The sequence below is a fragment of the Amycolatopsis sp. NPDC051373 genome (assembly GCF_040689465.1).
Lineage (GTDB): Bacteria > Actinomycetota > Actinomycetes > Mycobacteriales > Pseudonocardiaceae > Amycolatopsis.
This window is the reverse complement of the sequence record NZ_JBFBAE010000037.1, coordinates 44,360-62,349: the sequence shown is the minus strand read 5'-3', so window position 1 is coordinate 62,349 and position 17,990 is coordinate 44,360. Positions and strand designations below refer to the sequence as shown.

Genomic DNA, 17,990 nt, shown 5'->3' with positions numbered 1-17,990 from the left:
GGTGGCGCAACGGATTACACCGAGAGCGGCAGCTTGGTCACACCCGTCATCGCCGGGTTGGGCTGGAACGCCGGCGGCTCACCGGGAATCGTGCGCAGCGAGGGGTAGCGGCCGAGCAGGATGTTCAGCGCCGTGCGGCCTTCGAGCCGCGCGAGCGGCGCGCCGATGCAGAAGTGGATGCCGCGCCCGAACGCCAGGTGCGCGTGGGTGATGTCCTCGCGCGTCGGGTCGAACGAGTCCGGCTCGGCGAACACGCGCGGGTCGCGGTTGGCCGCGGCGACCCAGACCATGAGCATCTGGTCGGCCGGGATCGTGGTGCCGCCGACCGTCACCTCGCGGTTGGTCACGCGCGCCACAGCCCCGAACGGCGACAGGTAGCGCAGCGACTCCTCGATCACCGGCGCCAGCAGCGATCGGTCCGCGCGCACGCGGGCGTCCCACTCGGGGAACGCGTCGAGGCACAGCACGGTGTTGCCCAGCAGCATCGTGGTGGTGATGTGCCCGGCCAGCAGCAGCACCTGGGCGAAGTTCACGATCTCCGAACGCGTGAGCCGTTCTCCGTCGACCTCCGCTTCGACGAGCTTGGTGAGCAGGTCTTCACGCGGGTTGCGGCGGCGCTCGTCGGCGTGCTCGCCGAGGTAGTCGGTGAACTTGCGGCTCACGGCCAGCTGTTCCTTCAGCCGCTGCTGCTGTTCCTCGGAGTCGTCGGTGAGCGAGAACTGCTCCGGGCTCTCGAACAGCCGGTCCACCCACTCGCGGAACAGGTGGCGGTCGCTCGCCGGCACGCCGAGCAGCTCGGCGATCACGATCACCGGCAGCGGGTAGGCGAGGTCGGCGACGAGCTCGAGGTGGTCGCGCCCGGCGGCCTCGTCGAGCAGCTCGTGGGTCAGTTCGGCGATCCGCGGCTCGAGGTCGGCCACGACCTTCGGCGTGAAGGCGCGGCTCACGAGCTTGCGCATCTTGTTGTGCAGCGGGGGATCCAGCTGGAGCAGGTTGCCGGCCGAGAGCTCCTTGGTGTCGCCAAGGGTCTTCTCGGGCAGCAGCCGTGCGGTGTCGGAGGAGAACGTGGCCGGGTCGGACAGGATTTCGTGGGCCTCCGGGTGGCCGTAGACGTTCCACGTGCCCAGCTCGGGCTTGAACTCCACGGGGTTTTCGGGACGGTGGCCCCGCAGCCAGAACTGTTCCTTGTGGATGGTCCAGGCTTCGGGAAGTGCGGTGCTCATGGTGCGACAGCCCCAATCTGTCTTCACGGACGGGCCGGGATCAGCCGGCGCCGGTGGTGGGTTTCCCCGGGTAGATCACCGCGCGGGCGGCCGAGGCGTAGGCCTCGAACACCGTGCGGAGCTCGTCGGCCGCCTTCTCGACCGTGCCCGGGTCGGGTTCGCCCGGCGGTTCGAAGGCGGCGCGGATCACGCGGGCCAGCGCGTCGGCCCTGGCCTCGAGCGGCGTGTCCGCGAACTCGGGATTGATGTTGCCGTAAAGGTAAAACCCGCTGGACGCGGCGCCGAGCGCGAAGCGCACGTCCGGGATGTCGCCGCGCAGCAGGCCGCTGCCGAGGAACAGTTCGAAGGTGCGCTCGACCGCCTCCGCGGCCTCCCGCTGGGTCTCGGCCGCGCTGATCGCGTAGTCGCCGAGCAGCTCCGTGTCGTTCGCGAGCATCGCCGACAGCAGCGGGTCTCGCGTCGTGAGCAGGAACGTCGAGCGGAAGTAGCGGTGCGGCACGACCGTGTGCGGGTCGGCGCGCAGCTCGGCCACGGACGCTTCGAGCAGCCGCACCGAAGCGCGCATCAGCAACGCGCCGAACAGTGAGTCCTTGGTGCGCCAGTGCAGGTAGACGGTGCCCTTGCCGATGCCGGCGCGGCGCGCGATGTCCTCGATCGTGACCTTGCGCGAGCCCCAGCGCACCAGCAGCTCGGCCGCCGCGTCGAGGATCCGGTCCGCGCGGTCGCGGTTCGGCTCGTCCGGCACCTTCGTCTCCCTTGATCGTTGACCATGTGACCGGATTTGCTCATCTGGTCACGGGGTCAACGGTAGCGCGGGTACGCGGGCCGGGCAAGCGAAGTTGTCGGGGTGGTCGGTTAACGTCAACGGTGTGGCACAGGACGAACTCTTCACGGTGAACCCCGACCTGGGGCCGCCGCCGGAACCGACGCGAGCTGGTTCGTCGGCCGAACCGCAGGCCGACCCGGCGAGCTCGCCGCTGGCCGTGCGGATGCGGCCGCGCACGCTCGACGAGGTGGTCGGGCAGCAGCACCTGCTGCGCGAGGGCGCGCCGCTGCGTCGCCTCGTGGAGGGGGCCGCGCCGGCGTCCGTGCTGCTCTACGGTCCGCCGGGCACGGGCAAGACCACGCTCGCGAACCTCGTCTCGATCGCGACGGGCCGCCGGTTCGTCGCGATGTCCGCGCTGTCGGCGGGCGTCAAGGAGGTGCGCGGCGTCATCGAGGAGGCGCGGCGGCGCCGGCAGTACAACGCCGAGAACACCGTGCTGTTCATCGACGAGGTGCACCGCTTCTCCAAGACACAGCAGGACGCGTTGCTGGGCGCGGTCGAGGACCGCACGGTGCTGCTGGTGGCCGCGACGACCGAGAACCCGTCGTTCTCCGTCGTGTCCCCGCTGCTGTCGCGGTCGCTGGTGCTGCAGCTGCGGCCGCTGACCGACGAGGACATCGTGAAGCTGCTCGACCGCGCGCTGACCGACGAACGTGGCCTGGGCGGCTCGCTCAGGTTGACCGACGAGGCGCGCGACCACCTCGTGCGCCTGGCCGGCGGCGACGCGCGCCGTGCGCTCACGGCGCTGGAGGCCGCCGCCGACGCCGCGTTGGCCACCGAGGCCAAGACGATCGACCTCGCCACCGTCGAGTCCACTGTGGACAAGGCCGCCGTGCGCTACGACCGCGACGGCGACCAGCACTACGACGTGATCAGCGCGTTCATCAAGTCCATCCGAGGCTCCGACGTCGACGCCGCGCTGCACTACCTGGCCCGCATGATCGAAGCGGGGGAGGACCCGCGCTTCCTCGCGCGGCGGCTCGTGGTCCACGCGAGCGAGGACGTCGGCCTGGCCGATCCGACCGCACTGCAGGCGGCGGTGGCGGCCGCCCACGCCGTGCAGTTCATCGGCATGCCCGAAGGCCGCCTCGCCCTCGCGCAGGCGACCATCCACCTCGCCACGGCGCCCAAGTCCAACGCAGTGGTCACCGCGATCGACGCCGCCCTGGCCGACGTCCGCGCCGGCCTGGCCGGCACTGTGCCCCCGCCCCTGCGCGACGGCCACTACGCGGGCGCCAAGAAACTCGGCAACGCGCAGGGCTACCGCTACCCGCACAACGTCCCTGAAGGCGTCCTGGCCCAGCAGTACCCGCCGGACGAACTCGTCGGCCGCGACTACTACGAACCCACCCAACGCGGCGGCGAACGCCCCCTGGCCGAGCGCGTGCCCCGCCTGCGCCGCACCATTCGCGACGAGCGGCAGTAAGACTCACTCGGTCCGGATGGAGTCTGGCCGCATGGCGGTGCGCAGGGCGGGCAGCGCGAGGGCGGTCACCAGGAAGACCAGGGCCACGCAGGTGCCGGCGAGTGCGGCGATGGTGGCCCAGTCGACGGTCACCGACGTGCCGAGCAGGCGCGTCACCAGGGTGGCGAGGCCGATGCCCGTGCCGGTCGCGGCGAGCACCGCCAGGACGAGCGACACGGCGGTCTGTCACAGCAACGACTTGGCCAGCACCGACCTCGGCGCGCCCGCCGCGGCGAGCAGGGCCAGCGGGCGGCGGCGTTCGCGGACCTGTTCCAGCGCGAGCACCCGCATGCTGACCCCGGCCAGCAGCAAGGTGAACAGCGACGCCGCGTCGAGTCCACTGCGGACGGTCGCGAACGACTTCCGGTCGGCGGTGAGCAGTTCGCCGGTGCTGTCGGCACGACCCGCCACCACACCCGCCTTCGCGCGGGCTTGCTGTCGCGGACCACGCCGAGCGGTTCGATGATCGTGCGGCGCATCGAGGTCCGGCGCGACGATCCCGGCGAGGCAGTGCAGCAACGTCGACTTGCCCGAGCCCGACGGGCCCATCACCGCGACCACTTCCCCCGTGTGGATGGCGACGCTCGCGTCGGCCAGCGCCGGCGTCGCGCCGAACGACTTGGTCAGCCCCGTCCCGCGCAGCAGCACCTCCGTGCATTCGGCCGAAGCGTTCATGCTTGCCCTTCCTCGGGTGATCCGTGCGAAGCGTGCGTGGCGGCGAGCCTCCCGGCGAGCCGGTCGAGGCGGGCCGCGGCCGGCTCCAGCAGCGCAGGTCGGCTTCGAGATGGAACAGGGCGTAGTCCCCCATCAGCGCGTCGACGAGGTCGCCCGCGCGCTTGCGCCGGGTCAGCTCGCGCATCACGCGCAGGTGCTCGGCGCGCTGGACGTCGAGCACGTCGGCGGCGTCGCGGCCGGACAGCAGTGCGAGCACGACCTTCGTGCAAAGGATGTTCTGCAGGTGCGCGACCGGCTCTTCCGGCGTGCGCAGCCATGTCTCGACGTCGGTGATCCCCGCGTCGGTGATCGTGTAGCGCTTGCGGTCCGGCCCGCCGCCGGCATCGACACCCGCGGCTTCGACGAGCCCGTTTTTCAACAGCCGCGACAACGTCGAGTAGACCTGCCCGTAGCGCAGTGGCCGGTCCTGGCCGAACCATTCGTTGTAGGTCCGCTTGAGGTCGGAGCCGTGGCGCGGGCCGGCCTCAAGCAGCCCGAGCAGAGCGTGACTGATCGACACGCCGACGACTATACATGCCAGGTATACTCGCAGAGTATAGTCGAGTTGCGCAGCTCACCGCACGTGGAGTGATCATCTGCCCCGCCAGGGCAGTGTTGGTTCCCCCTTCGATCCCGCTCGGCGAAACTCCCGTGAACGTCGCCACGTTCTTCCGTATAACGGCGGGAGTGGGAATGTCCGGCCGTCAGGCCGGTTGATTCCCGGTGACGGAGGGGGTGGCGATGACGCTGCTGACGGTGTGGCCCGACGACCAGCCTGGGCACGTGCTGCTGAGGACCGAAGACCCGGGGACGATCACGGCCGAGCTGGCCCGCATCGGGATCGAGTTCGGCCGCTGGCCGGTGGACGGGCCGCTGCCCGGCGCCAGTGAGTCCGAGGTGCTCGCCCGTTTCCAGGACCGCATCGACTCGCGCACCACGGCCGTGGGCTACCACGCCGTCGATGTGCTGACGGGCGACTTCGGCGCGGCCGAACGCAGCCTGCCGCGCGACGAGGACCGGTTCTTCGTGACCGGCTCCGCCGTCTGGTACCTGCACGCGGGCCGCCAGGTCCACGCCGTGCTGGGCGAGCCCGGCGACCTGCTCGGCATCCCGGCGCACACCCGCCACTGGCACGACGGCGGCTCGAACCCCGGTCACGTGACCATCCGCGTGCGCCACCCGGCGTCGGGCTCGCGGACGCCGTCGGCCGAGCCGTTGCGCGCCACCGGGTTCCCCGGCTTCGACGAGCTGGTGGCCGGGCGGGCGTCGACCTGGCCCGCGCTGAGCCACTGACGGCACCGACCCCGCCTGCGGGCCGGGGCGCCGACGGGCACGATGGGGCCATGACCACTGTCGCATTCCTGGGCACCGGAATCATGGGCCACCCGATGGCCGCCAACCTCGTCCGCGCCGGCGTCTCGCTGCGCGTGTGGAACCGCACGCGTGGCAAGGCCGAGCCGCTGGCCGCCGACGGCGCCACGGTCGCGGACACCCCGGCCGAAGCCGCGGCGGGCGCCGACGTGCTCGTCACGATGCTGTCCGACGGGCCCACGGTCGCCGAGGTCTTCGCCGCCGCGGAAGTCAAGGCCGGCACGGTCTGGCTGCAGATGAGCACGGTCGGCACGGAGTGGATCGCCACGCTGGCCGAGGCCGCCGAGAAGGCGGGTGTCGTGTTCGTCGACTGCCCGGTGATGGGCACGAAGGTCCCCGCCGAGCAGGCGCAGCTGCAGGTCCTGGCGGCCGGGCCGGACGACGTGCACGAGACCGCCGCGCCGATCTTCGACGCTGTCGGTTCGCGCACGCGCTGGCTGGGCACCGAGCCGGGCACCGCCACGCGGCTGAAGCTCGTCATGAACGCCTGGGTGCTCGCGCTGACCAACGGCACGGCCGAGAGCCTCGCGCTCGCCCGAGCCCTCGGCGTCGACCCGCAGCTGTTCTTCGACGTGATGGAGGGGACCGGCTTCGACGTCGGCTACGCGCGCATGAAGGGCCCGCTCATGCTCTCGGGCGACTACCCGACGAGCTTCCCCGCCGCGATGGCCGCCAAGGACGCGCGGCTCGTGGTGGAGGCCGCGGGAGACGCCGTCGACGTGGCCGGGGCCGCGGCGACGCTCGCCCACCTGCAGGCCGCCGTCGACGCCGGCCACGGCGAGGAGGACATGGCGGTGCTGTACCGGGCGGTCGCCAAGCAGGACGACTGACCACCACCACCGGACCCTCCGCCGACTCGCCCGGTGGAGGGTTCCGTGTGGCGCACAACCGCAGGTCGGAACCGGTTCGGCTGCGCTGAGTGACCGACCGGCGGGGCGACACCGCCGAACGGCTGGCCAGGCGGTAACCTCACTGACACCGAAGACCCGTGCAACCCCGAGGAGGGCCCGTGTCGGCAGGGCAGATCGCCGCGCTGATCGCCGCAGGAGCATTCGTGGTGCTGGTCTTGCTGCTGGCGATCCCGCTGCTCAAGCTCGGCCGCACGCTGGACGAGGCGACGATCGCGATCCGCAAGGCCCACGAGAACAGCGACCCGATCCTGTTGGGCGCCAACGAGACGATCACGCACGTGAACACCCAGTTGGAGCGCGTCGACGGGATCACCGCCAACGCGCAGGCGGTCACGGGCAACGTCTCGGCCCTGTCCTCGGTGTTCACCGCGACCCTCGGCGGCCCGCTCGTGAAGACCGCCGCGCTGTCCTACGGGATCAGCAAGGCGATCCGAGCGCGCCGCAAGAAGCAGGAAGCGAAGGCCCAGCGACCCGCTCGCCGGAGGAAGAAGTGAAGCGTCTGTTCTGGCTCGGAGTCGGCGTGCTCGCCGGCGTCGCGCTCACCCGCAAGGCCGGCGAAACGGTTCGTCAGGCCACGCCCTCGGGGTTAGCATCGAACCTGGGCGAGGCCGTGCGCGAGCTGGCCGGCGCCGTCGGTTCGTTCGGCGCCGAGGTGCGCGCCGGGATGAGCGAACGGGAGCAGGAGCTGCACGACATGGTCGAGGAACGGACCGGCTACACCGCGCCGCCGGGTGGCGCGGGCCGGCACGCCGCCGCGCGCCCGGTCCGGCGAGCTCGCCGGGCGGAAGGCTGACCTTCTCGCGTCCGCGAGCAGTGCTTTCCGCCGTCGCCGCTCCCCCTTTTCCCGGTCCGATCTTCGCGCCGAGCGGTGCGCGGACCCCAGCCCGAGGACACACCCGTGGACACACACGAGATCACCGAACGATTCCTGCGCCATTACGAGGAGAAGGGGCACACCCGCGTGCCCAGCGCCTCGCTGATCCTCGACGATCCGAACCTGCTGTTCGTGAACGCCGGCATGGTGCAGTTCAAGCCGTACTTCCTCGGTGAGGCGCCGCCGCCGTACTCGCGCGCGACCAGCGTGCAGAAGTGCGTGCGCACGCCCGACATCGACGAGGTCGGCAAGACGACGCGGCACAACACGTTCTTCCAGATGGCGGGCAACTTCTCGTTCGGCGACTACTTCAAGGAAGGCGCCATCGAGCTGGCCTGGGAGCTGATCACCGGGCCGCAGTCCGAGGGCGGCTACGGGCTCGACCCCGACCGGATCTGGGCGACCGTGTTCGAGGACGACGCCGAAGCGGCGGGGCTGTGGCGCAAGCTGACCGGCCTGCCGTCCGAGCGCATCCAGCGGCGCGGCATGGAGGACAACTTCTGGTCCATGGGCATCCCCGGCCCGTGCGGACCGAGCTCCGAGATCTACTACGACCGCGGCCCCGAGTACGGCCGCGAGGGCGGGCCCGTCGCGGACGAGGACCGCTACATCGAGATCTGGAACCTGGTGTTCATGCAGAACATCCGGGGCGAGGGCGCGGGCAAGAAGAGCTTCCCGATCCTCGGTGACCTGCCGGCCAAGAACATCGACACCGGCATGGGTGTCGAGCGCGTCGCGACGATCCTGCAGGGCGTCGAGAACGTGTACGAGACCGACCTCGTCCGCCCGGTGATCGGCCGCGCCGAGGAGTTCTCGGGCCGGCGCTACGGCGCCAACCACACCGACGATGTCCGCTTCCGCGTGATCGCCGACCACGCGCGCACCGGTGTGCTGCTGATCGGCGACGGCGTGACACCGGGCAACGACGGCCGCGGCTACGTGCTGCGCCGGCTGCTGCGCCGCATCGTCCGCTCCACGCGCCTGCTGGGCGTGCAGGAGCCGGTGCTGCAGGCGTTCGCCGAGGTCGTGCGCGACACGATGGGCCCGACGTACGCGAACCTCGTCACGGATTTCGACCGCATCTCCGAGGTCGTGCGCGTGGAGGAGGAGGCGTTTCTCGCCACCCTCACCAGCGGTTCGCGCATCTTCGACCTCGCGGCGGCCGAGACGAAGAAGTCCGGGGGCGACCTCCTCGCGGGCGACAAGGCGTTCCAGCTGCACGACACCTACGGCTTCCCGATCGACCTCACCCTCGAGATGGCGGCCGAGCAGGGCCTGACCGTCGACGAGGACGGGTTCCGCACGCTCATGGAAGAGCAGCGCACCCGGGCGAAGGCCGACGCGGCGCAGCGCAAGCACGGCCACGGCGACCTGTCGGAGTACCGCAAGCTGCTGGAGCGCAACGGCGAGACCGAATTCCTCGGCTACACGGACCTGCAAGCGTCCGCGAAGGTCGTCGGCCTGCTCGAAGACGGGCAGCCGGTGCGCAGCGTCGCCGCGGGCCACAAGGCCGAGCTGGTGCTCGACCGCACGCCGTTCTACGCCGAGAGCGGTGGCCAGGTCGCAGACATCGGCGTGCTGCTCGGCGACGGCGTCAAGATCAACGTGCTCGACGTGCAGAAGGTCGTGCCGGGTCTGTTCGTGCACCGCGTCGAGGTCGCCGAGGGCGAGGTCGGCATCGGCACCGAGCTCACCGGCTCGGTGGACGGCGCGCGGCGCCTGTCGATCGAGCGTTCGCACTCGGCGACGCACCTCGTGCACGCGGCCGTGCGCGGGGCCTACGGCAAGCGCGCGGCGCAGGCCGGTTCGCTGAACTCGCCGGGCCGGATGCGGTTCGACTTCACCACGCCCGCCTCGGTGTCGACCGACATCCTCACCGAGGTCGAGGAAGAGGTGAACGACTACCTGCAGACCGACGTCGAGGTGCAGAGCTACATCACCACCAAGGACAAGGCGCTCGAGCTGGGCGCGCTCGCGCTCTTCGGCGAGAAGTACGGCAACGACGTGCGCGTGGTCGACATGGGCGACTACTCGCGCGAGCTGTGCGGTGGCACGCACGTGGACCGCATCGGCCAGCTGGGCCTGGTGAAGCTCGTGGGCGACTCTTCGATCGGGTCGGGAGTGCACCGCGTCGAGGCGCTGGTCGGCCCGGACGCGCTCAAGCACGTGCGCAAGGAGCAGCTGCTCGTGTCGCAGCTGGCGAACACCTTCAAGGTGCCCACCGACCAGCTGCCGGGTCGCATCGAGGACGTGCTTTCGCGGCTGAAGAACGCGGAGAAGGAGATCGAGCAGCTGCGCACGCAGCAGGTGCTGGGCTCGGCGGGCGCGCTCGCCGACAAGGCGCACGACGCCGGCGGCGTGTCGGTGGTCGCGGAGGTCGTGCCGGACGTCGACGGCAACGGGCTGCGGGCGCTCGCGTCCGACGTCCGGGGCCGGCTGGGCGACCGGCCCGGCGTGGTGGCGCTGTTCGCGCCGTCGGGCGACAAGGTGGCGTTCGTCGTCGCGACCACCGCCGCGGCGCGCGACCAGGGCATCGCGGCGGGCAAGCTCGTGCCGTCGTTCGCCGAGGCCATCGGCGGCCGCGGCGGCGGCAAGCCCGACATGGCGCAGGGTGGCGGCAGCAACCCGGCCGGCGCGCAGCAGGCCGTCGAGGCGCTGCGTGCGGCGGTCGCCGGCGTTGGCCGCTAGTTCCCGGCGGGGTCCGGATCGGCCCGGTGAATCCGATCCGGGCCGCGGCAGGCGGCTCGGGGTCGATGTCGGGTCTGTCCGGGTGGGGGTGGCGCTGAGCGATCCCGCCCCCATCCTCGCGAGCCCGCTCGTTACCCTCTCCCGTGATGCGAAGGACGACAGCGATCTGGACAAGCTTGCCGAACTCGTCACCGAACACGAGGTGGTCGAGGTGATCGTGGGCTTGCCGAAGACACTGGCGAACCGAGCCGGACCCGCCGCGCAGATCGCGGTGGAGTACGCCGACAAGCTGGTCACGCGGGTCGGCGACGTGCCGGTGCGCCTCGCCGACGAACGGTTGACGACGGTCACGGCGTCCCGAATGCTGTCCCAGCGGGGGGTCAAGGGACGCAAGCAGCGGGCGGTGGTCGACCAGGCCGCCGCCGTCGAGATCCTGCAGGCCTGGCTCGACGCCGCCGCCGCGCAGCGCGCCCGGAAAGGCGAGTCATGACCGAGCCCCGCGGTCCCGAGGACCAAGGCGGCCGCCGACGGTTGCGCGATCCCGGCACCCCACCGCCGGGCGGGCCCCGGCGCGCCCGCCGGACGCCGCCCCCGTCCGGCGCCCACGAGCTGCCGCCGCGTTCCCACCACGCCGCGCCCGAGCCGTACGACGAGGCCCCGCCGCCCCCGCCGAGCGGCGGCCGACGGCGCCGTCGCGAGGCCTCGGACGAGGTGCCGCCTCCTCCGCAAGCCCCTCCGCCGGGCCCACCGCCCGCCACCGGCCGTCGCCGCCGGCGCGATCCCGCCGACGTGCCTCCGCCCGAGCCGCAGCCTTCGGGTGACCCCCGCCGTGGCGATCTGCCGCAGCCGTCCGGTGACCCGCGGGGTGCTGGTGACATGCCGCCTCCGCCTCCGCCTCCGCCTCCGCCTCCGCCTCCGCCACCGGGCCCGCCGCCCGCCGCGCCGCGCCGCCGTCGCCGGCCCGAGCCGGGCGAGGTCCCTCCGGCACCCCCGCGCCGCCGTCCGCGCTCGGACACCGGCGACCTGCCGCTGCCTGGCGACCCCGGCCCTTCGCGTCCGCTCCGCCGCCCCGCCGGCCCTCCGGACGGCTCCATGCCCCCGGACCCGCGGTTCGCCGGCCCGGTCGATGGCTCCATGCCGCCGGATCCGCGTTTTGCCGGTCCTGCGGACGGTTCGATGCCGCCGGATCAGCGGTTCGCCGGCCCGGTCGACGGTTCGATGCCGCCCGACCCGCGGTTCAACGGCCCGGTCGATGGCTCCATGCCGCCGGACCCCCGGTTTGCCGGCCCGCCTGACGGCTCCATGCCTCGCGACCCCCGTTTCGCCGGTCCCGTCGACGGTTCGATGCCGCCCGACCCGCGCTTCGCCGGCCCGCCCGACGGCTCCTTGCCGCCCGACCCGCGGCTCGGCCGGCCGGGTCCGTCGCCGAGGCGCAGGCCGCAGCCGGTCGAGCACCCGACCGACGTGATCCCGGCCGTGCCGGACTCGGCGCCGCAGGAGCGTGAGCAGCTCGACGATCTGTTCGGCGACGACGACTACGAAGACGAGTACCGCGAAGACGGCGAGTACGACCAGGCGTACGACGACGAGGAGTACGGCGAATACGAGGACGCCGAGTACGAAGACGAGGAGTACGCCGAAGAACCCGCGCCCGCCAAGAAAAAGAAGAAGCGCAAGCGCAGCAAGCGCGCGCTGGGCTGGGTCGCGGCGCTGCTGGTCCTCGTGGTCTTCGCCGGCGGCGCGTACTACGGCTATCAGAAGATCTTCGGCTACAACGACTTTGACGGCACCGGCGAAGGCAGCGCGCTCATCCAGGTCGAAGACGGCGACACCACCTCGGCGATCGGCGGCAAGCTGGTGGACGCGGGCGTCGTCGCGAGCACCTCGGCGTTCGTGAAGGCCGGCGCGGAGAACACCGCGCTGAGCCGGATCCAGCAGGGCTACTACCTGCTCAAGCAGCACATGTCCGGCGAGAGCGCGGTGTCGCTGATCACCTCGCCGGCCGCGCACGTCGGCCGGCTGGAGATCCGTCCGTACATGCAGCTCGACGACGTGAAGCAGCCCGGCGACAAGGTCGCGCCGGGTGTCTACTCGCTGATCTCCAAGGCCTCGTGCGCCGAGCTCGACGGCAAGAGCACCTGCGTCTCCACGGACGCGTTGCGCAAGACCGTCGCGGACGCCGACCTCAAGACGCTCGGCGTGCCCGACTGGGCGGTGGACCCCGCGCAGAAGGCCCTGAGCAAGGACAAGCGCATCGAAGGCCTGATCGCGCCGGGCCTCTACGACGTCAAACCGGGCTGGACCGCGTCGGAGCTGATCACGAACATCGTGAAGCAGTCGGCCTCGGCCATCCAGGCCGCGGGCTTGAGTGCCCAGAGCACCGGGCCCAAGCAGACGCCGTACCAGACGCTGATCGTCGCGTCGCTCATCGAGCGCGAGGCGATCACCCCCGACTTCCCCAAGATCGCGCGGGTCATCTACAACCGGCTCGACCAGAAGATCAGACTCGGCTTCGACTCGACCGTGAACTACGTGGTCGACAAACCGACCTTGCTCACGAGCAAGGCGGATCGAGAAGCTCCGGGGCCGTACAACACGTACCTGAACTACGGTCTCCCGCCGACCCCGATCGGGGTGCCCAGCACCGACGCCATCAAGGCGGCGCTCGACCCGCCGGACGGCGACGAGCTGTACTTCGTGAAGTGCGAGAAGGACGGGCACTCCTGCTTCGCCTCGACGCTGACCGACCACAACAAGAACATTGATCTGGCGCATTCCCGTGGCGTCTTCTGACGGGCCCCGCAAGGCCGCGGTGCTGGGCAAGCCGGTCGAGCACTCCCTTTCGCCGGTGCTGCACCGCGCGGCGTTCGACGCGCTCGGGCTCACGGGCTGGACGTACGAGCGCGTGGAGACCGGCGCCGACGAGCTGCCCGGGTTCGTCGACGGGCTCGGCCCCGAGTGGGTCGGCCTGTCGGTGACGATGCCGGGCAAGCGCCGCGCGCTCGACCACGCGGCCGAGGTCACGCCGCGCGCGGCGGCGGTCGGTGCGGCGAACACGCTGGTGCGCGTCGAGGGCGGCTGGCTCGCCGACTGCACCGACGTCGACGGCGTCACGGGCGCACTGCGGGCCGCGGGTGGGTACACGCCTTCGCCAGGTGACCGGGCGGTGGTGCTCGGTGCCGGTGGGACGGCGGCGGCCGCGGTGGTCGGGCTCGCCGCACTGGGCGTGGCGTCCGCGAGTCTCGTGGTGCGGGAACCGGCGCGGGCAGGGGAGACGCTCGACGCGGCCAAGAGCGCGGGCCTCGACGTCGAGGTGCTCCGGTGGTCCGAAGTGGACTTCCCGGCGCTGTCGGCGCGCACGGCTGTGCTGGTGAACACCGTGCCACCGGAGGCGGTGCTGGCTCAGGTCTCCGCGCTCGCGGGCGTGCCCAGCGTGCTGGACGTGATCTACCACCCGTGGCCGACGCCGCTGGCCGAAGCCGTCGCCGCTCGCGGTGGCCGGCTCGCGACGGGGCTGGACATGTTGCTGCACCAGGCGTTCGGCCAGGCGGAACACTTCACGGGCCGGCCCGCGCCGCGTGAGGAGATGCGGGCTGCCCTGCGGGCGGCGACCGGGGACATCCTGCCGCTGCCGATTTCCTGAGGCGCGCCGGCGGCCGAGTCGCTATTCTGGCCGACTGCCCATTCGCCGTTGATCAGGGGGGGTCCATGCCGTCCACGAGCCAGCAGCCGCACACCGACGACGAAATCCGCGCGTCCTGGGTCGACGAGCCGCCGTGCCTCGACACCACGGTGACCCTCGCCGAGTACGACTCACAGTGGCCGGTGTTGTTCGAACGCGAAGCTGAGCGAATCCGCACAGCGCTGGGGGAGAAGGTGGTGCTGCTCGAACACGTCGGGTCCACTTCGGTTCCCGGCCTCGCCGCCAAGCCGATCATCGACATCCTGCTGGAAGTCCCGGACTCCGGCGACGAGGACGCCTACGTGCCGGCGCTCGAAGCCGCCGGCTACCGGCTCGTGATCCGCGAGCCGGACTGGGAGAAGCACCGCTACTTCACCGGGACCGACCCGAAGGTCAACCTCCACGTCCATTCCCCGGGCAACGGCCAGACCGAGCGATACCTGCTCTTCCGTGATCGGATGCGCACACATCCTGAAGAGCTGGCGACATACCTTGCGAAGAAACGCACACTGGCTGCGAAAACCTGGACCTACATCCAGCACTACGCGGACGCCAAGAGCGAGGTCATCGACGAGATCGTCGGCCGCGCTCGCGCCGCGCGACTCGAAACGGCGCAGTACGACGGGTTCAGCCTGGCCTACGCCGAGCACGCGGCGAACAGCGTCACGAATGCGCTGTACGACCGCCCGGCGATCGTGGAGCTGGCCGGTGACGTGGCCGGCAAACGGGTGCTCGACGTCGGGTGCGCGGCGGGTCACCTGAGCGCGTTGCTCGCCGGCCGCGGTGCCGACGTGCTGGGTGTCGACGTGAGCGAAGGCCTGAGCTCCTTGGCGCGCAAGGAGTTCGGTGACCTGGCGAAGTTCGAGGTCGCGGACATCGCGAAGACACTGTCCCTTGAGGACGGTTCGATCGACGTCGTCACCGGGTCCCTTGTCCTCCACTACCTGGAGGATTTCGGACCGACGTTGTGCGAATTCCACCGCGTGTTGCGCCCGGGCGGACAGCTCGTGTTCTCCGTGCACCACCCCGGCGAGGACTGGCACTGGTTCGAGCGCGAGAACTACTTCGAAACCGAGCTGCTTGACGACGAGTTCGTGCTCGGATCCAACCATCAAGCGGTGCAGTTCTACCGCCGGCCGCTCAGCTGGACGTTCGCCGCGGTGCGCGCCGCGGGGTTCACCGTCGACGGGCTGGTGGAACCGATGCCCGTGGCCGAGGCCGACGAGGCCGACCCGCGGATCGCGAAGGGGCTGCGGACGAAGCCCCGGTTCCTGTACTTCCGTTGTGTGGCAGGAGAAGCATGATCCTGGAAAGCCGTGCGGTACTGTTCGACGTCGACGGGGTGCTGGTGGACTCCACAGCTTCGGGCGAGCGGTCGTGGACGCGGTGGGCGCGAGAGCACGGGCTGGACCCGGCGGCCGTGCTCGAGGGGGTGCACGGCCGCCGGTCCACGGAGACGGTGCGGATGTACCTGCCCGAAGCCCAAGCCGGCGAAGGCCTACGCTGGATCGACGAGCTGGAGATCGGCGATGCCGGCACCACCGTCGCGATCCCCGGCGCGGCCGAGCTGCTCGCGAGCCTGGCGGGGAACTGGGCCGTGGTCACGTCGGCGTCGCGGCCGTTGCTCGAAGCCCGGCTCGCCGCCGCGGGCCTGCCGCTCGCGCCCGTGGTCGTGACCGCCGCCGACGTGTCGCGGGGCAAACCGGACCCCGAGGGCGATCTGCTCGGCGCGCGGCGGGTCGGCGTGCCGATCGGGGAGTGCGCGGTCTTCGAGGACAGCGGCAACGGCCTCGCCGCGGCGGTGGCGGCCGGCCCCGCCGCCGTCGTGGGCGTGGGCCGCGGCGCGCTGGACTCGCCCGCCGCGCCCGTGGTCCAGGACCTGGCCGGGATCCGCTGGTCCGGCGCCGGCTTGCGGGTGGACGCTGTTCTGCGCGCGTGAGCGGACTACGGTGGGGCGCATGAAGATCGCGATCCTCGACGACTACCAGAACGTCGCGCTCAGCTACGCCGACTGGGACTCCCTCGGCGCCCACATCGAGGTCTTCACCGACGCCTTCACCGGCCCCGACGACGTCGTCCGGAAGCTGGCCGGTTTCGACGTCGCCGTGGCGATGCGTGAGCGCACGCGGTTTCCGGTGGAGGTGCTCGATCGACTGCCGGATTTGCGCCTTTTGGTGAGCACCGGCCGTCGCAACGCGGCGATCGATGTCGCCGCGGCGAAGCGCAACGGGGTCGTCGTGTCGGCGACGGGGTACCTCGGCCCGCCGACGCTGGAGCACACGTGGGCGTTGATCCTGGCCGCGGCGCGGAACCTGCCGGCGGATGTGCGGTCGATGCGGGAAGGCGGGTGGCAGGTCGGGGTCGGGACCGTGTTGAGCGGGAAGACGCTGGGCCTGCTCGGGCTGGGGCGCCTGGGGAGTGCTTCGGCGAAGATCGGGCAGGCGTTCGGGATGGAGACGATCGCGTGGAGCCCGAATCTGACGCCCGAGAAGGCCGCGGAACACGGGGTGACGGCTGTCGGCAAGGAAGAGCTGTTCGAGCGTAGTGATGTGTTGTCGGTGCACGTGGTGCTGTCCGACCGCAGCCGCGGCCTGGTCGGCGCCCCCGAACTCGCCCGCATGAAGCCGTCCGCGCTGCTGGTGAACACCTCACGCGGCCCGATCGTCGACGAGGCCGCGCTGCTGGCCGCCTTGCGGGACAAGAAGATCGCGGCCGCGGCGCTCGACGTGTACGACGTGGAACCCCTGCCCGCCGACCATCCGATCCGCGGCCTCGACAACGTGATCCTCACGCCCCACGTCGGCTACGTCAGCCGCGAAACCTACGAGATCTTCTACCGGGATGCGGTGGAGGATATTGCGGCTTTTCAGGCTGGGGAGCCGATTCGCGTCATGGAGTGACGCGGAGCACCCCGGAAAACCGGCTCAGCCGCGCAGCTCCGCCAGTACCGCATCCGTAAACGGGGGCCACACCTCGGCCGCCCACGGGCCGAACGAGCGGTCCGCCAGGGCGACGCAGGCGTGGCCCGCTTCAGGGTCCACCCAGAGGAAGGTGCCGGACTGGCCGAAGTGGCCGAAGGTGCGCGGGGAGCTCGCCGAGCCGGTCCAGTGCGGGGACTTGTGGTCGCGCAGCTCGAAGCCGAGACCCCAGTCGTTGGGTTTCTGGTAGCCGAAGCCGGGGAGGACGCCGTTCAACCCCGGAAACGCGACGTCCGTGGCGGCGGCGAGGGTGGAGGGCGCGAGCAGCTTCGGGGACTGCAGCTCGGCGGCGAAGCGCAGTAGGTCGTCCACAGTGGACGCGGCGCCGGAGGCGGGGGAGCCGTCCAGTGCCGTGGCGGTCATGCCGAGCGGGTCGAGCAGGGCTTCGCGCTGGTAGTCGGCGAAGGCGATGCCGGAGTGTTCGGTGAGGGTTTCGGCCAGGACCTCGAAGCCGGCGTTGGAGTACAGGCGCCGGGTGCCAGGCGGGGCCATCTCCTTGTGCGCGTCGAAGGCGAGGCCGGAGGTGTGGGCGAGCAGGTGCCGCACGGTCGAGCCCTCGGGGCCGGCGGGCGTGTCCAGCTCGACGACGCCCTCCTCGAGCGCGATGTGCGCCGTGTACGCGGTGAGCAGCTTGGTCACCGACGCCAGCCGGAACACGCGGGCGGAATCGCCGCGGCGGTCGCGCACCGCGCCGTCGGCGGAAACCACCCCGGCCGCGGCGTTGTCCACCGGCCACTTGTCGATGAGGCGCAAGCTGTCCATGCCGCCAGCTTACTGTGCTGCTTGTTGCCGATCCGACCACAGTCACGGCGGAAACCGTTGGCAGGCGCGGTGACTTCCGGTTGGGTGTCCGCCTCCTTTTGGTCGGATCGGCAAGCACCATGGAAACGCGCGAAGGGGCCACCCGGCGCCGGTTTCCCGGCGACGGACGGCCCCTCGCGGCTGCCCCTGGAGCGGTACCTACTGAGCGTCGAGATCCGTGGCGACGAGCTCCGCCACCGCGTCGATCGCGGCGACGGCGCCCTCGCCCTCGGCGCTGATGACCACCTCGTCGCCGAACCCGGCGGCGAGCGTCATCAGGTTGAGCACGCTGCCGGCGGCCACCGGGTCGCCGCCGGCCTTGGCGATGGTCACCGCGACGGATTGCGCCGCGGCCGCCTTGGCGACCAGCGCGGCCGGCCTGGCGTGCAGGCCCACCTTGCTGGCCACGGTGACTCGTTTCTCCGGCATGGTCATCCTCTCTCGGTTTCTGCTGGTG

18 protein-coding genes and 1 pseudogene are annotated in these 17,990 nt (G+C 71.4%); 12 read left to right on the top strand and 7 right to left on the bottom strand.

What is annotated here, in order from left to right; genetic code table 11:
• Nucleotides 1–14: 14 nt before the first annotated feature.
• Both AB0383_RS44310 and AB0383_RS44305 read right to left on the bottom strand, forming a co-directional pair.
• The gene (locus tag AB0383_RS44310; RefSeq protein WP_366190397.1) at nt 15–1,223 is read right to left on the bottom strand and encodes a cytochrome P450; all 1,209 of its coding nucleotides are present in this window, start codon (nt 1,221–1,223) and stop codon (nt 15–17) included.
• Nucleotides 1,224–1,263: 40 nt separating this feature from the next.
• The gene (locus tag AB0383_RS44305; protein ID WP_364188348.1) at nt 1,264–1,968 is read right to left on the bottom strand and encodes a TetR/AcrR family transcriptional regulator; all 705 of its coding nucleotides are present in this window, start codon (nt 1,966–1,968) and stop codon (nt 1,264–1,266) included.
• 124 nt (nt 1,969–2,092) lie between these two features.
• Here AB0383_RS44305 and AB0383_RS44300 point away from each other — a divergent pair, with 124 nt between their 5' ends.
• Nucleotides 2,093–3,475, top strand: a complete 1,383-nt coding sequence (locus tag AB0383_RS44300) for a replication-associated recombination protein A (protein WP_366190396.1) — start codon at nt 2,093–2,095, stop codon at nt 3,473–3,475.
• A 3-nt stretch (nt 3,476–3,478) separates the two neighbouring features.
• On the opposite strand, the gene AB0383_RS44295 is transcribed toward AB0383_RS44300, so the two are convergent.
• The 3 genes and pseudogenes from AB0383_RS44295 to AB0383_RS44285 all read right to left on the bottom strand — a co-directional run bounded on the left by AB0383_RS44295 (nt 3,479) and on the right by AB0383_RS44285 (nt 4,748).
• Nucleotides 3,479–3,691 (bottom strand): hypothetical protein, encoded by a 213-nt coding sequence (locus tag AB0383_RS44295; protein WP_366190395.1) that lies wholly within the window; start codon nt 3,689–3,691, stop codon nt 3,479–3,481.
• 9 nt (nt 3,692–3,700) lie between these two features.
• Nucleotides 3,701–4,189 carry an ATP-binding cassette domain-containing protein gene (locus AB0383_RS44290; protein ID WP_366190394.1) on the bottom strand — a complete coding sequence of 163 codons (489 nt, stop codon included), beginning with the start codon at nt 4,187–4,189 and terminating at the stop codon, nt 3,701–3,703.
• Nucleotides 4,186–4,748: pseudogene (locus tag AB0383_RS44285) on the bottom strand (PadR family transcriptional regulator). The gene AB0383_RS44290 and the pseudogene AB0383_RS44285 overlap by 4 nt, the downstream one beginning before the upstream one ends.
• 221 nt (nt 4,749–4,969) lie before the next feature.
• Here AB0383_RS44285 and AB0383_RS44280 point away from each other — a divergent pair.
• The 11 genes from AB0383_RS44280 to AB0383_RS44230 all read left to right on the top strand — a co-directional run bounded on the left by AB0383_RS44280 (nt 4,970) and on the right by AB0383_RS44230 (nt 16,654).
• Nucleotides 4,970–5,521, top strand: a complete 552-nt coding sequence (locus AB0383_RS44280) for a cupin (protein WP_366190393.1) — start codon at nt 4,970–4,972, stop codon at nt 5,519–5,521.
• Between the two features lie 50 nt (nt 5,522–5,571).
• Nucleotides 5,572–6,429 carry an NAD(P)-dependent oxidoreductase gene (locus AB0383_RS44275; RefSeq protein WP_366190392.1) on the top strand — a complete coding sequence of 286 codons (858 nt, stop codon included), beginning with the start codon at nt 5,572–5,574 and terminating at the stop codon, nt 6,427–6,429.
• Between the two features lie 179 nt (nt 6,430–6,608).
• A complete protein-coding gene (locus tag AB0383_RS44270) occupies nt 6,609–7,004 on the top strand; it encodes a DUF948 domain-containing protein (protein ID WP_364047556.1) in 396 nt (131 codons plus the stop codon).
• Entirely contained in the window at nt 7,001–7,303 is a 303-nt protein-coding gene (locus tag AB0383_RS44265) for a hypothetical protein (RefSeq protein ID WP_364188365.1), read from the top strand. Before AB0383_RS44270 ends, AB0383_RS44265 begins: the two co-directional genes overlap by 4 nt.
• Nucleotides 7,304–7,408: 105 nt before the next feature.
• Nucleotides 7,409–10,072: an alanine--tRNA ligase gene (gene alaS, locus AB0383_RS44260; protein ID WP_366190391.1), complete on the top strand. Its 2,664-nt coding sequence runs from the start codon at nt 7,409–7,411 to the stop codon at nt 10,070–10,072.
• The gene (gene ruvX, locus AB0383_RS44255) at nt 10,062–10,562 is read left to right on the top strand and encodes a Holliday junction resolvase RuvX (RefSeq protein WP_364188370.1); all 501 of its coding nucleotides are present in this window, start codon (nt 10,062–10,064) and stop codon (nt 10,560–10,562) included. Before alaS ends, ruvX begins: the two co-directional genes overlap by 11 nt.
• Nucleotides 10,563–11,248: 686 nt before the next feature.
• Nucleotides 11,249–12,865 (top strand): endolytic transglycosylase MltG, encoded by a 1,617-nt coding sequence (mltG, locus tag AB0383_RS44250; RefSeq protein WP_366190390.1) that lies wholly within the window; start codon nt 11,249–11,251, stop codon nt 12,863–12,865.
• Complete coding sequence (locus tag AB0383_RS44245) at nt 12,852–13,715, top strand: shikimate dehydrogenase (RefSeq protein WP_364188376.1); 864 nt, start codon at nt 12,852–12,854, stop codon at nt 13,713–13,715. Before mltG ends, AB0383_RS44245 begins: the two co-directional genes overlap by 14 nt.
• A gap of 65 nt (nt 13,716–13,780) precedes the next feature.
• The gene (locus tag AB0383_RS44240) at nt 13,781–15,058 is read left to right on the top strand and encodes a GrpB family protein (RefSeq protein ID WP_366190389.1); all 1,278 of its coding nucleotides are present in this window, start codon (nt 13,781–13,783) and stop codon (nt 15,056–15,058) included.
• Nucleotides 15,055–15,693 (top strand): HAD-IA family hydrolase, encoded by a 639-nt coding sequence (locus AB0383_RS44235; RefSeq protein WP_366190388.1) that lies wholly within the window; start codon nt 15,055–15,057, stop codon nt 15,691–15,693. The genes AB0383_RS44240 and AB0383_RS44235 overlap by 4 nt, the downstream gene beginning before the upstream one ends.
• 19 nt (nt 15,694–15,712) lie before the next feature.
• A complete protein-coding gene (locus AB0383_RS44230) occupies nt 15,713–16,654 on the top strand; it encodes a D-2-hydroxyacid dehydrogenase family protein (protein ID WP_366190387.1) in 942 nt (313 codons plus the stop codon).
• A 24-nt stretch (nt 16,655–16,678) separates the two neighbouring features.
• Here the strand turns inward: AB0383_RS44230 and AB0383_RS44225 are convergent, their stop codons facing one another.
• Together AB0383_RS44225 and AB0383_RS44220 are read right to left on the bottom strand one after the other, a co-directional pair.
• Nucleotides 16,679–17,494, bottom strand: a complete 816-nt coding sequence (locus AB0383_RS44225; protein WP_366190386.1) for a serine hydrolase domain-containing protein — start codon at nt 17,492–17,494, stop codon at nt 16,679–16,681.
• 198 nt (nt 17,495–17,692) lie between these two features.
• The gene (locus AB0383_RS44220; protein ID WP_366190385.1) at nt 17,693–17,962 is read right to left on the bottom strand and encodes an HPr family phosphocarrier protein; all 270 of its coding nucleotides are present in this window, start codon (nt 17,960–17,962) and stop codon (nt 17,693–17,695) included.
• Between the last annotated feature and the right edge of the window lie 28 nt (nt 17,963–17,990).

Coding starts and splice junctions, on each gene's coding strand:
- AB0383_RS44310 (WP_366190397.1), bottom strand. CDS start 1,223: ATGAGCACCGCACTTCCCGAAGCCTGGACCATCCACAAGGAACAGTTC.
- AB0383_RS44290 (WP_366190394.1), bottom strand. CDS start 4,189: ATGAACGCTTCGGCCGAATGCACGGAGGTGCTGCTGCGCGGGACGGGG.
- AB0383_RS44280 (WP_366190393.1), top strand. CDS start 4,970: ATGACGCTGCTGACGGTGTGGCCCGACGACCAGCCTGGGCACGTGCTG.
- AB0383_RS44275 (WP_366190392.1), top strand. CDS start 5,572: ATGACCACTGTCGCATTCCTGGGCACCGGAATCATGGGCCACCCGATG.
- mltG (WP_366190390.1), top strand. CDS start 11,249: ATGCCGCCGGATCAGCGGTTCGCCGGCCCGGTCGACGGTTCGATGCCG.
- AB0383_RS44240 (WP_366190389.1), top strand. CDS start 13,781: ATGCCGTCCACGAGCCAGCAGCCGCACACCGACGACGAAATCCGCGCG.
- AB0383_RS44235 (WP_366190388.1), top strand. CDS start 15,055: ATGATCCTGGAAAGCCGTGCGGTACTGTTCGACGTCGACGGGGTGCTG.
- AB0383_RS44230 (WP_366190387.1), top strand. CDS start 15,713: ATGAAGATCGCGATCCTCGACGACTACCAGAACGTCGCGCTCAGCTAC.
- AB0383_RS44225 (WP_366190386.1), bottom strand. CDS start 17,494: ATGGACAGCTTGCGCCTCATCGACAAGTGGCCGGTGGACAACGCCGCG.
- AB0383_RS44220 (WP_366190385.1), bottom strand. CDS start 17,962: ATGCCGGAGAAACGAGTCACCGTGGCCAGCAAGGTGGGCCTGCACGCC.